We start from the raw sequence: 12,823 nt of genomic DNA on the forward strand, positions 1-12,823 counted from the left end.
TCTCCCGTGGCGTGCCAGCGCGCCGCGCCGAGGTCGTAGCGAGTGATCTCGGCCGCCGGAACGACCTCGCCGAGTACCTTCAGGGCCTCAGCGATGACCTCGGGCCCGATCCCGTCTCCTGGGATCACTGCGAGCCGCATCCACACACCTCCCAGGTGTCAGTCCCCAATTGGTGGGACTACTTTCCTTCGCGAAAGGCTACCGGCATCACGGCCACTCGCCGCATGCCGGACACCCCTTCGGGGTGTTCTCTCCCGTACTGCGGGACACCCACACGGCCCATTGCCCACTTTCGAGTGTCACTCGACCGCAGGAACGGGGTCACGTCAAGGGGTGACGGCCCTGCTTACAACGCCGGAGGCCCGGTTCCCCACGGAAACCGGGCCTCCAGGACAAACATCCGACCTAGTAGGCCGAACCGCGTCCGCTCGACCGGACCGTGACGACCGACGCGCGGTCGCCGTTGGCGTTGTGGTGGTTGAGCACCAGCAGGCCCTCGGACTTGTCGGCCTTCAGGGCGGCCTCGTCCTTGTTCACCACGAGCGCGGTGCCCGGCTTGGCGAGGTACGAGAGCGCCGCGTCGCCGCCGCCCTGCGCCCACAGACCCGGCTTGAGCGGGTCGAAGGACAGGTTGCGGTCGATGACGTCGATCAGGCCGTTCGCGTTGCCCGGCGCCACGTAGTAGCCGGTGGTGCCGGCGACGTACGAGATGCGCGAGGTGTCCTTCGCCGGGTCGATGCCCAGTGCCGTGAGCAGCACCGGCAGGACCACGACGTTGGTGTCCGACACGTTCGCGTCCACGTCGCCGAACAGGCCGTTGACGGCCTGGATGTCGACCGTCTGACCCGTCTTGAGGTCGACCGTGGACGCGACCAGCAGGTCGGTGTCGGTCAGGCGGGTCGCGAACGTCTCGAAGTCGGCGGTCCCGTCACCGTTCGTGTCGATGTCGATGAACGGGATGGTGTTGATGCCGAGGTTGTACCAGTTGCCCCACGTCGCGACACCGAACGCGAGCAGCGACTCCTCCGGCTTGCCCTGGGCCTTGGCGAGCGGGGCTGTGGAGGCCGCGCCGACGTAGCGCAGGTCGCCGCCCTTGGCGGTGTCGTTGAGCGCGCAGTTCTCGGTGACGTTGCGGCGGCAGTCGCGCAGCTTCGGCGACTGGGCCTGCAGCTCGAGGACGCTGACCAGCGAGCGGTAGGCCTGCGAGCCCGTGCCCTGGTCGACGCCGCGGCCGGTCAGGTTCAGGATCGCCTGCTTGTCGTTGCCGCGGAACTTGAGGCTGGAGGCGGTCTTGATGTCCGCCACCGGCTTCGGCGCCGAGTAGACCGACAGGCGCAGCGGCACCGTGGCACCGGCGGTCGGCGTGAGGGTCACGCGACCGGAGGCGTCCGCGAGGAACTGGCGCGGCACGTCGAGCTGCGTCGGGACGACGGTCGAGTCCACCGTCTTGCGCAGCGCCTTCGGGTCGTCGATCTTCAGGGTCACCTTGACGCGCGCGACGCCGCGGGGGCTCAGCTTCACCTTGTCCTGCGAGAGCACGTAGCTCACACCGGGGATCGACGTGGCGGCCGTGTAGCCGACCTTGTACTCGACGGCCTTCGTCGACTTGTTGACGATCTTGATCGTCTTGGTCTTCGAGACCGGCTTGGAGACCTCGACGACGCCGAAGTTCGCGCTGACGTAGCCGTTGTCGTCCTCGACGTAGGCGAGGACCTGGTTGTCGATCGCGGACTTGCCGTCCACGCGACCGGTGCCGACGCGGTTGGGAGCGAAGGTCTTGCCTGCTTCCTTCACGTCCGCGCCGGCGGTGTTCATGATCGAGGCCTTGACCTCTTCCAGCGTCCAGTCCGGGTGCGCCTGGCGCACCAGGGCCGCGATGCCGGCGACGTGCGGGGACGCCATCGACGTACCGGAGATCACCGAGCGGTCGTTGCCGGAACCGACAGCGGTCGACGAGATCGTGTCACCGGGCGCGGCGACGTCCGGCTTGATCGACTGACCGCGCGTGCCACGGCTGGTGAACGAGCTCGGCGTGTCCGAAATGGACTGATCGTACGTCGGCACCGTGGTGCGCAGGACGCCTGCCATGCGAACGGTCAGCGTGCCCGCGTTCAGCAGCGGGCGCACCTGGTTGGTGGCGTCGCCGGTGAACTGGAAGACCGGGATGGTCGCGTTGCCCGCGATGCCCGCGTTGAAGTTGTTCAAAGTGGACGAAAGCACCACGCCCTGCGCGCCTGCCGCCTGGGCGTTGTTGGTACGGCCACCCGAACCGCAACGGCGCGTCGCGTCGTTGTCGTCCCACTCCAGCCACACGAACTTGCCGGCGAGGGCCTCGGTGATCGGCTGGCAGCCGTCGAGGTTGCCCGCCTGGGTCAGCTTCACGACCGGCAGGGTCTTGTCGTAACCGAGGTAGCCGGTGAAGTTCTGGCTGTACTGACCGGGCTTCGCCTGGCCGTTGGCCTCGGCGCCGTCACGCAGCACGAAGGAATCGCGCGTGGACGCGACGGTCAGCGCCTCGGGCGTGTTGCCGGGCGAACCGCCGATGTCGTAAAGGTCGCCACCGTTGCCCGCGGAGAAGACCGGCATGACGCCGACCTTGTACAGCTTCTTCACGAACAGGCTGTCGGGGTCGTCCGGGGCGCCGTAGTCGGAGCCGAGCGACAGGTTGACCACGTCGAGGTGGTCTGAGAAGTCGCCGTCACCGTCGGGGTCGAGCGACCAGTCCAGCGCCTGCGAGGTGACGTTGGTCGAACCGTCGCAGCCGAAGACCTTCAGCGCGTAGACGAGGGCCTTCGGCGCGGTGCCGGGGCCGATCTTCATCGCGTTGAGCTTGTCGGCGTCGAGCTTGGTGTAGTCGCCCTTGAACGTGCTGCCGTCGGCGTTCTCGCCGAAGCCGGCCGTGGTGCCCGCGACGTGCGAGCCGTGGCCGTTGCAGTCGATGGGGTTCGGGTCGGGCTTCGGCGTGTTGACCGCCGGGTCCTTGCTGGCCGAGTCGTACTCCTCGCCCACGAAGTCGTAACCGCCGACGACCTTCGCGGTCGGGAAGTTCGGGTCCTTCGCGCGCGGGTCGACGGCGCGGAACGCGTCGACAGTGCCGGGACCGCCGAAGTTCGCGTGCGTGTAGTCCACGCCGGTGTCGATGATGCCGACCCGCACGTCGTCGCCGAGCTTGCCGTACTGCTGCCAGACGTTGAGCGTCCTGGTGAGCTGGACGGCGTTGGAGTTCTGCCGCTTCTTCGGCACGACCGGGTAGACCGCGAGGACGTCCTGGCGCTGGGCCAGCTCGCGAACCTTCTGCGCGTCCGCGTTCACGACGACGCCGGGAACGCCGTTGGAAGTGCGGTAGAGCTCCTTGGTGGAAGTGTCCGCGCTCTTGAGCTGGCCGACGACCTGGTCGACCGCCGCCGACACGTCGTTCTTCGCCTGCTTGGCCGCCTGCTTCGCGACTTCCTTGCCCTGGCTCTTCTTCTCGTCGAACGCGTCGACGGCCGGCTTGCGGTCGAGCGCGACGAACGCGGTGACCTTGCCGGAGGAGTTCAACCTGGGAGAAACCTTGAGGTGCAACGCTTTCGCGTCCAACCCGTGTGCACCCTTGACCGGCTGCGCGAGCGGATTGCTCTGCGCCTGAGCCGTGGCGGGTGCGATCAGCAGTGTGGTGATGGCAGAGAACACCACCAGACTTGATCGTCTCTTCACAACGTTGCCCCAACCGAGGTGTGTGCCTTCGACCCGAATGTAAACAGTGCCGCGCCCTCTACGGCACCGGGTCAACCTCGTGGGGAACCTAATCGCTGTGCGTGTCTCTGCGACTGCCCCGAAAGTATGAATGTTGTCTACAGATAGTTGCCTGTTACGTGTTCGTTGTGAACCGCAATAGACACGGGAAGGGGACTTTGCCGTCCCCTTCCCGGTTTGTCGTGACTATCCGAAGTCGACACTCCGCACGGTGCGCGCTCCCACAGCCGCGCCGATCGGGTCGAGCACCGCGGTGTCGACCGGGCGGTCCACCCGCAGCACCATGACGGCGTCGCTGCCGGTCTGGCTGATCTGCGCGGCCTCGATGTTCACGCCGGCCTCGCCGAGCAGCGTGCCGACCGTGCCCATGACACCCGGACGATCCGGGTACTCCAGCAGCAGCACGGTGCCTTCGGCCCTCAGGTCGAAGTTGCGGCCGTTGATGTTCACCAGCTTCTCGACCTGCGCGATGCCGCTGACCGTGCCGGAGACGCTGTGGCTCGACCCGTCCGCGTGCACGGCCCTGACCGTGACGAGGCTGCGGTGGTTCGGGCTCTCGGTCTCCTTGACCAGCTCGACGTTGACGCCCAGGTCCTCCGCGAGGCGCGGGGCGTTCACGAACGTCACCTGCGACTCGACGACGCTGGAGAAGACACCGCGCAGTGCCGCGAGCGGCAGCACGCCGACGTCCTCATTGGACAGTTCGCCGCGGACCTCGACCGTGACGCTGGTCGGGGCCTTCGGCGACAGTGCACTGAGGACGGTGCCGAGCTTCTGCACGAGCGGCAGGTACGGGCGAACCTCTTCGCCGACCGCGCCGCCCTGGACGTTCACGGCGTCCGGCACGAAGTCGCCGGCGAGCGCGAGGATGACGCTCTTCGCGACGTCGGTGCCCGCGCGGTCCTGTGCCTCGGCGGTGGACGCGCCCAGGTGCGGGGTGACGACGATGCCGGGAACGTTGAACAGCGGGTTCTCAGTGGTGGGCTCGGAGCTGAAGACGTCGATGCCGGCGCCGCCGACCTGGCCCTCCCGCACGGCCTGCGCGAGGGCTTCCTCGTCGATGAGGCCACCGCGGGCGGCGTTGACGATGATGACGCCGCGCTTGGCCTTCGCGAGCTGCTCCGCGCCGATGAGGCCCTTGGTCTCCGGGGTCTTCGGCAGGTGGATGCTGATGGCGTCCGCGCGCTCGAGGAGCTCCTCGAGGGTGACGAGCTCGATGCCGAGCTGGGCGGCCCTTTGCGCGGAGACGTAGGGGTCGTAGGCGATGAGCTCGGTGCCGAACGCGGCGATGCGCTGCGCGAACAGCTGACCGATCTTGCCGAGGCCGACCACGCCGACGGTCTTGCCGTTCAGCTCGACGCCGTTGAACTTGCTGCGCTTCCACTCGTGGTTCTGCAGCGTCTCGTGGGCGGCCGGGATCTGGCGCGCGACGCTGAGCAGGAGGGCGACCGCGTGCTCGGCGGCGCTCACGATGTTGGACGTCGGCGCGTTGACGACCATCACGCCGCTCGCGGTCGCCGCAGGAACCTCGACGTTGTCCAGGCCGACACCCGCGCGGGCCACGACCTTGAGCTTGCGGGTGGCGGCGAAGACCTCGGCGTTGACCTGGGTGGCGGACCTGACGAGCAGGGCGTCCGCGTCCGCTACGGCTTCGAGGAGGGCCGGGCGGTCGGTGCCGTCTACGTGGCGCACTTCCACGCCGTCGCCGAGAGCGTCCAGAACGGACGGTGCGAGCTTCTCGGCGATGAGGACAACAGGTCGGCTCGTGTTGGTCACGGACATCGCTCCCAGGAACGGTCGAATCGTGGGGCGCGGGCGTGGTCGAGGCGGCTGACCCGCGCCGACCGGGCACCGCAATGTGTCCGGACTGTTAACGAGCATAGACAGGGGGCTTGCCTGGGCCTTTGGCGGGTGGCTCAGGTCACGCCGGGTGTCCGGGGTGTGGGACGAGGTTTGCGGTGGTTGCCCTGCGGACGACGGTTCCGCGGCTTCCTGGCCGGAAAACCAGCTGACCACGGGCCCTGCGCCTTGCTAGTTTCCGCGAATGGGGTGCCTGACAGATCTTGTGCGGTCCGCCTGGCAGTCGTCCGCGATCGAGGAGCTCCAGGCCGACCTCGGTGCGGCCAAGGCGCTGATAGAGGCCACCGGAGCACGTCGGCGCAGGGATCGGGTCGACGGAACGGACGTTCACCCGAGCCGCGGACCGAGGTCACGCGACAGGTTCGCGCGCCCGGCCGCGCCTACCAGGGCTCGTCGAACTCCCCGTCCTTTGCGCCTGCTACGAAAGCGTCCCACTCGGCCATGGTGAAGACCAGGACCGGGTCGAGCTCCTTGGAGTTGCGCATGGCGACGTAGGTGGCACCGTCGGTGTGCTCCACGAAGGCGATTTCCACGTGGCCGTCTTCCGGCTCCGGCTCCGGCGGGCGCTTCCACTCCGCGTTGCGGAGGTCCAGGTTGCCGCGCACGTGGGCTTTGTCGTCGTAGATCGGCGCGCTGTCGGTCATGTCTGAAGAAGCTAGCGGATGATCGACAACGCGAAGCGGAAAGGCCCGCGGCGCGTCACACACGCGCCACGGGCCTCCCTGGAGAAAAGACTCAGGCGGTCTCGGTGATCGGCCGGTCGACCCACGACATCATGTCGCGGAGCTTCTTGCCGGTCGCCTCGATCGGGTGGTTCTCACCCTCCTGCTGCAGCTTCTTGTAGTTCGCGCGGCCGTTGTCGTCCTCGCCGACCCACTCGGAGGCGAAGGTGCCGTCCTGGATCTCGCCCAGGATCTTCTTCATCTCCTCCTTGACGGAGGCGGTGATGACGCGCGGGCCGCGGGTCAGGTCGCCGTACTCGGCCGTGTCGGAGATCGAGTAGCGCATGCGGGCGATGCCGCCCTCGTACATGAGGTCGACGATCAGCTTGAGCTCGTGGAGGCACTCGAAGTACGCGACCTCGGGGGCGTAGCCCGCCTCGGTCAGGACCTCGAAGCCGGCCTGGACGAGAGCGGAAGCGCCACCGCACAGGACCGCCTGCTCGCCGAAGAGGTCCGTCTCGGTCTCTTCCTTGAACGTCGTCTTGATGACGCCCGCGCGGGTGCCGCCGATGCCCTTGGCGTAGGACAGGGCGAGCGCCTGGGCGTTGCCCGACGCGTCCTGCTCCACCGCGATGAGGGCGGGAACGCCCTTGCCGTCCACGAACTGGCGGCGGACCAGGTGGCCGGGGCCCTTCGGGGCGACCATGGCGACGTCCACACCGGACGGTGCCGTGATGAGGCCGTAGCGGATGTTGAAGCCGTGGCCGAAGAAGATCGCGTCGCCCTGCTTGAGGTTCGCGGCGATCTCGTTGGCGTAGATGTGGCGCTGGGCGGTGTCCGGCGCCAGGATCATGATCACGTCGGCCCACGCGGAGACCTCGGCCGGGGTGCCGACCTCAAGGCCCTCTTCCTCGGCCTTGGCGCGGGACTTGGAGCCCTCCTGCAGGCCGATGCGGACCTCGACGCCCGAGTCGCGCAGGGACAGCGCGTGGGCGTGGCCCTGGCTGCCGTAGCCGATCACGGCCACCTTGCGGCCCTGGATGATGCTCAGGTCGGCATCGTCGTCGTAGAAGATCTCGACGCTCACTGTAATTCCCTACTTTCTGGATTTATCGCACCGCGGTGGCGGTGATGGAACGAGCGCCACGGCCGATGGCGACCATGCCGGACTGGACGATCTCGCGAAGCCCGTAGGGCTCCAGCATGCGCAGCAACGCGTCGAGCTTCTCGGACGTGCCGGTGGCCTCGATCGTGACCGCCTCCGGCGACACGTCGACGACCTTCGCGCGGAAGAGCTGAACGGTTTCGAGGACCTGCGACCGCACCGTCGCGTCCGCACGAACTTTAATCAACACCAGTTGCCGCTGAACGGAAGCGGCCGGCTCCAGTTCGACGATCTTGATGACGTTGATGAGTTTGTTGAGCTGCTTGGTCACCTGCTCCAGTGGCAGCTCGTCGACCGAGACCACGATCGTCATGCGGGAGATGTCGGGGTACTCGGTGCGGCCGACCGCGAGCGACTCGATGTTGAAGCCGCGGCGGGAGAACAGACCGGCGACGCGCGCGAGCACACCGGGCTTGTCCTCGACCAAAACGCTCAGCGTGTGCCTGGTCATCACAGATCCTCGTCGAACAGGGGGCGGATGCCGCGAGCGGCCATGATCTCGGAGTTGCCGGTGCCCGCCGCGACCATGGGCCACACCTGGGCGTCCTTGCCGACGACGAAGTCGACCACGACCGGCCTGTCGTTGATCTCCAGCGCCTTCGCGATCACCTCGTCCACCTCCTCGCGCGACTCGGCGCGCAGGCCCGCGCAGCCGAGAGCTTCCGCCAGAAGTTTGAAGTCTGGGATGCGGTGCTTGTGCGTCCCCAGATCCGTGTTGGAGTACCGCTCGCCGTAGAACAGGTTCTGCCACTGGCGGACCATGCCCAGGTTGCCGTTGTTGATCACGGCGATCTTCACCGGCAGGCCCTCGATGGCGCAGGTGGCGAGCTCCTGGTTGGTCATCTGGAAGCAGCCGTCGCCGTCGATGGCCCACACCGTGCGACCCGGCTGACCTGCCTTGATGCCCATCGCGGCTGGAACGGCGAAGCCCATCGTGCCGAGCGCCGGAGTTGATCCACGTGCGCGGGTGCTCGTACTTCACGAACTGCGCGGCCCACATCTGGTGCTGGCCGACGCCCGCGGTGTAGATCGTGTCCGCCGGGGACAGCTGGCCGATGCGCTCGATGGCGTACTGCGGCGACAGCGTGCCGTCGTCCGGCCAGTCGTAGCCGAGCGGGAAGGTCTCGCGGATCGAGTTGAGCGTTTCCCACCACGGCGCGTAGTCGACCTGCTTGGCCAGCGTCTCGCGCTCGGTGCGGACCGCGTCGATCAGCTCGGTGATGATCTCCTTGCAGTCGCCCACGATCGGGACGTCCGCGCGGCGGTTCTTGGAGATCTCCGCCGGGTCGATGTCCGCGTGGATGATCTGCGCGTCCGGCGCGAACGAGCTCAGCTGACCGGTGACGCGGTCATCGAACCGCGCGCCCAATGCGATCAGCAGGTCCGACTTCTGCATCGCCGCGACGGCCGCGACGGTGCCGTGCATGCCGGGCATGCCGAGGTGCTGCTGGTGCGAGTCGGGGAACGCCCCGCGCGCCATCAGCGTGGTGACGACCGGGATGCCGGTGTCCTCGGCCAGGCGCAGCAGCTCGGCGTGGGCGTCCGCCTTGATCACGCCACCGCCGACGTAGAGCACGGGCTTGTGCGCGTTGACGATCAGCTTGGCGGCTTCGCGGACCTGCTTGCCGTGCGGCCGGGTCGTCGGCCGGTAACCGGGCAGGCGCATCTCGGGCGGCCAGGAGAAGCTGGTGGTCTCCTGCAGCACGTCCTTGGGGATGTCGACGAGGACGGGGCCGGGTCGGCCGGTCGACGCGATGTGGAACGCCTCCGCGATCGCCCGCGGGATGTCCGCCGGGTCGGTCACGAGCACGTTGTGCTTGGTGATCGGCATCGTGATGCCGCAGATGTCCGCCTCCTGGAAGGCGTCCGTGCCGATCAGCGGCCGCGACTGCTGGCCGGTGATCGCGACGATGGGCACGGAGTCCATGTTCGCGTCCGCGATCGGGGTGACGAGGTTCGTCGCACCCGGACCCGAGGTCGCCATGCAGACACCGACCTTGCCGGTGGCCTGCGCGTATCCGGTCGCCGCGTGTCCAGCGCCCTGCTCGTGGCGGACGAGGATGTGCCGGACCTTCGTGGAGTCCAGCAGCGGGTCGTACGCGGGAAGGATCGTCCCGCCGGGAATGCCGAACACCACTTCGCAGCCGACCGCCTCCAGCGATCGCACAAGCGACTGAGCACCGGTTACACGAATCGGTGCGCCACTGGGCGGGGCCGGTTTGGGCCGCGGACCTGGACGTGGCGACGTGGGCTCGGAAGCCTGTCGCGATGGTGCGCTGGTCATCTCATTGCCTCGTGGGTATCGGGGTCCGGACACGAAAAAACCCTCGACAACCCGGAGGTGGGTCGTGCGAGGGTCGCGCGTCGACGCAGGCTGTTCGGCTCAGGCGTCGACGCGCCTGAGAAGTACGAGAACGAGCGTGCGCTGCATGGAGCGGACGTTATCGCCTCGCGCAAGATGGCGTCAACTCTGCGAGATGGAATTCCCGGATCGTGGACGTGGAACAATCCTTCGAGTGAAGAAGCTGGTCTTTCGCATCCCGGCAACGGCGCTGCTCGCAGCGGGTCTGATCGCCATCTGCGTGACTCCTGTGGCGTGGCTCGCTCCTGGACTGCAAGCGCTCTACGTTCTCCCGCTCGCGTACGCGTACTGGGTGGTGCGCAACCGCACGACCGTCACCGAGGAAGAGCTCGTCGCTCGCGGCCTGGTCGGCACGACCACCGTGAAGTGGGACGAGGTGAAGTCGATCCGGCTGGTCCAGAAGGGCTGGCTCAAGGTCGTGAAGACGGACGACACCGAGGTGACGTTGCCCGCGGTCCGGTTCATGCACCTGCCGGCGTTGTCGTTGGTCAGCGGTGGGCGTGTGCCCGACCCGAGTGTCACGGAAGAACCTGCGCCTGCGGAGGAACCCGCGGAGGAATCCGTAGAGTCGGAGAAGTGACCAAACGAGTTCCGCTGCTGAGCCTGCTGCTGTCCATCGCAGGCCTGCTGACCTCGGCTTACCTGACGTACACGCACTTCAACGCGAGCGCGCTGCTGTGCTCGGCCGACTCGGTCGTCGACTGTGAGACCGTGACCACGAGCGAGCAGTCGGAGCTCATGGGCATCCCCGTCGCGTTCCTCGGACTGGCCTTCTTCGCGTTCCTCACCGTGATCTGCCTCCCGTTCGCGTGGCGGATCGACGCGCTGAAGTGGGTGCGGCTGGGTGCGATCGGCATCGGCGTGCTGATGGTCGTTTACCTGGTCGCGGCCGAGTTCCTCATCATCGGCAAGATCTGCCTGTGGTGCACCGTCGTGCACGTGATCACGCTCGCGCTGGCCTATCTGCTGGTTTCCGCGAGTCTGCGCCCAAGTAACCTTTGAGGCACCGCTCCCAGACTGATGGACGCCTCACCCCCGCGTCCCGCGCGCTTTTTCTTGAACTGAATCTGGAGGAGCAGTGCCTCAGCTCCGCTCTCGCACCACCACGCACGGCCGCAACGCAGCCGGAGCCCGCGCGCTCTGGCGCGCGACCGGCATGACGGACAGCGACTTCGGCAAGCCCATCATCGCGATCGCCAACTCCTACACGCAGTTCGTGCCGGGTCACGTGCACCTGCGCGACCTCGGCGACATCGTGGCCGAGGCCGTGCGCGAGGCGGGTGGCGTGCCGCGCGAGTTCCACACCATCGCGGTCGACGACGGCATCGCCATGGGCCACAGCGGCATGCTCTACTCGCTGCCCAGCCGCGAGATCATCGCCGACTCCGTCGAGTACATGGTCAACGCGCACCAGGCCGACGCGATCGTCTGCATCTCGAACTGCGACAAGATCACCCCCGGCATGCTGAACGCGGCGATGCGGCTCAACATCCCCGTCGTGTTCGTGTCCGGCGGGCCGATGGAGGCCGGCAAGGCCGTCGTCGTCGAAGGTGTCGCCGTCGCGCCGACCGACCTCATCACCGCGATCTCCGCGTCGGCGTCCCCGGCGGTCAACGAGGACGGCCTGAGCGAGGTCGAGCGCTCCGCGTGCCCGACGTGCGGCTCCTGCTCCGGCATGTTCACCGCGAACTCGATGAACTGCCTGACCGAGGCCCTCGGGCTCTCGCTGCCGGGCAACGGTTCCACGCTGGCGACGCACGCCGCCCGCCGCGAGCTGTTCTCCGAGGCCGGCCGCGTCGTCGTCGAGCTGTGCAAGCGCTGGTACGGCGAGGACGACGAGTCTGCGCTGCCGCGCTCGATCGCGAACCGCAAGGCGTTCGAGAACGCGATGGCGCTCGACATGGCCATGGGCGGCTCGACGAACACGGTGCTGCACATCCTCGCCGCCGCGCAGGAGGGCGAGATCGACTTCACGCTGCAGGACATCGACGACCTGTCCCGCCGCGTGCCGTGCCTGTCCAAGGTGTCGCCGAACTCCGACTACCACATGGAGGACGTGCACCGGGCGGGCGGAATCCCCGCGCTGCTGGGCGAGCTCTACCGCGCGGGTCTGCTGAACGACGACGTGACGTCGGTGCACACGCCCACGCTCGCGGAGTGGCTGGCGAGGTGGGACATCCGCGCTTCGGAGCCGTCGCCCGAGGCCATTGAGCTGTTCCACGCGGCACCGGGTGGGGTTCGCACGACCGAGGCGTTCTCGACGTCGAACCGCTGGTCCTCTTTGGACACCGACGCCGCCGGTGGCTGCATCCGCGACTTCGAGCACGCCTACACGCGTGACGGCGGCTTGGCCGTGCTGCGCGGCAACCTGGCCGAGCGCGGCGCGATCATCAAGGCCGCCGGCATCGACGAGGAGCTGTGGCACTTCGAGGGCCCGGCGCGCGTCGTCGAGTCCCAGGAGCAGGCCGTCTCTGCGATCCTCAACAAGGAGATCCAGGCCGGCGAGGTCCTGGTCGTGCGCTACGAGGGCCCGTCAGGCGGCCCCGGCATGCAGGAGATGCTGCACCCGACGGCGTTCCTCAAGGGCGCCGGCCTCGGCAAGAAGTGCGCGCTGATCACCGACGGCCGCTTCTCCGGTGGGTCGTCGGGCCTGTCGATCGGCCACATCTCGCCGGAGGCGGCGGGTGGCGGCACGATCGGCCTGGTCGAGAGCGGCGACAGGATCCTGATCGACGTGCACGAGCGGCGCCTCGAGCTGCTGGTGGACGACGAGGTGCTGGCCGAGCGCCGCGCCAAGATGGAGGCGTCGGAGCGGCCGTGGCAGCCGGTGGACCGCGTCCGTCCGGTCACGGGTGCGCTGCGGGCGTACGCGCGGATGGCGACGGACGCGTCGACGGGCGCGGTGCGCGACCCCAGCCGCTAGAAGGCATCTGCAAGTACTGAGCCTTTTCCATCCTATCTTGCTGGTCACAAGATCAGGTCGATCTGACCGACCGCCTTGAACGCGGCGAAGCTCCTGGTAGCACGGGTATCACGACC

The 12,823-nt window shown here is 67.9% G+C and carries 8 protein-coding genes and 2 pseudogenes; 3 read left to right on the forward strand and 7 right to left on the reverse strand.

What is annotated here, in order from left to right:
- The 7 genes and pseudogenes from FXN61_RS39970 to FXN61_RS40000 all read right to left on the reverse strand — a co-directional run.
- A pseudogene (locus tag FXN61_RS39970) lies at positions 1–140 on the reverse strand (3-isopropylmalate dehydrogenase); the annotation flags it as partial.
- Positions 141–405: 265 nt separating this feature from the next.
- Positions 406–3,675 (reverse strand): S8 family serine peptidase, encoded by a 3,270-nt coding sequence (locus tag FXN61_RS39975; protein WP_312878362.1) that lies wholly within the window; start codon positions 3,673–3,675, stop codon positions 406–408.
- 246 nt (positions 3,676–3,921) lie between these two features.
- Positions 3,922–5,511 (reverse strand): phosphoglycerate dehydrogenase, encoded by a 1,590-nt coding sequence (serA, locus tag FXN61_RS39980; RefSeq protein WP_167979090.1) that lies wholly within the window; start codon positions 5,509–5,511, stop codon positions 3,922–3,924.
- A 464-nt stretch (positions 5,512–5,975) separates the two neighbouring features.
- Positions 5,976–6,239 carry a DUF397 domain-containing protein gene (locus FXN61_RS39985; protein WP_167979091.1) on the reverse strand — a complete coding sequence of 88 codons (264 nt, stop codon included), beginning with the start codon at positions 6,237–6,239 and terminating at the stop codon, positions 5,976–5,978.
- 91 nt (positions 6,240–6,330) lie between these two features.
- Positions 6,331–7,344 (reverse strand): ketol-acid reductoisomerase, encoded by a 1,014-nt coding sequence (gene ilvC / locus FXN61_RS39990; RefSeq protein WP_167979092.1) that lies wholly within the window; start codon positions 7,342–7,344, stop codon positions 6,331–6,333.
- 22 nt (positions 7,345–7,366) lie between these two features.
- Positions 7,367–7,873 carry an acetolactate synthase small subunit gene (gene ilvN, locus FXN61_RS51150; RefSeq protein WP_045310681.1) on the reverse strand — a complete coding sequence of 169 codons (507 nt, stop codon included), beginning with the start codon at positions 7,871–7,873 and terminating at the stop codon, positions 7,367–7,369.
- Positions 7,873–9,616 (reverse strand): annotated as a pseudogene (locus tag FXN61_RS40000) (acetolactate synthase large subunit). The gene ilvN and the pseudogene FXN61_RS40000 overlap by 1 nt, the downstream one beginning before the upstream one ends.
- A gap of 322 nt (positions 9,617–9,938) precedes the next feature.
- On the opposite strand from FXN61_RS40000, the gene FXN61_RS40005 reads away from it, so the two are divergent.
- The 3 genes from FXN61_RS40005 (at position 9,939) to ilvD (ending at position 12,707) form a co-directional block, all read left to right on the forward strand.
- Positions 9,939–10,364, forward strand: coding sequence for a PH domain-containing protein (locus FXN61_RS40005; RefSeq protein ID WP_167979093.1), 426 nt, complete (start codon positions 9,939–9,941; stop codon positions 10,362–10,364).
- Entirely contained in the window at positions 10,361–10,786 is a 426-nt protein-coding gene (locus FXN61_RS40010) for a vitamin K epoxide reductase family protein (protein WP_167979094.1), read from the forward strand. Before FXN61_RS40005 ends, FXN61_RS40010 begins: the two co-directional genes overlap by 4 nt.
- 76 nt (positions 10,787–10,862) lie before the next feature.
- On the forward strand, positions 10,863–12,707 hold the full coding sequence (gene ilvD / locus FXN61_RS40015) for a dihydroxy-acid dehydratase (protein ID WP_167979095.1): 1,845 nt from the start codon (positions 10,863–10,865) through the stop codon (positions 12,705–12,707).
- The last annotated feature ends 116 nt before the right edge of the window (positions 12,708–12,823 follow it).

The sequence above is a fragment of the Lentzea indica genome (assembly GCF_012184385.1).
GTDB lineage: Bacteria > Actinomycetota > Actinomycetes > Mycobacteriales > Pseudonocardiaceae > Lentzea > Lentzea indica.

Excerpts from the sequence above, each read along its gene's own strand:
- FXN61_RS39985 (WP_167979091.1), bottom strand. The coding sequence starts at position 6,239 with ATGACCGACAGCGCGCCGATCTACGACGACAAAGCCCACGTGCGCGGC.
- ilvN (WP_045310681.1), bottom strand. The coding sequence starts at position 7,873 with ATGACCAGGCACACGCTGAGCGTTTTGGTCGAGGACAAGCCCGGTGTG.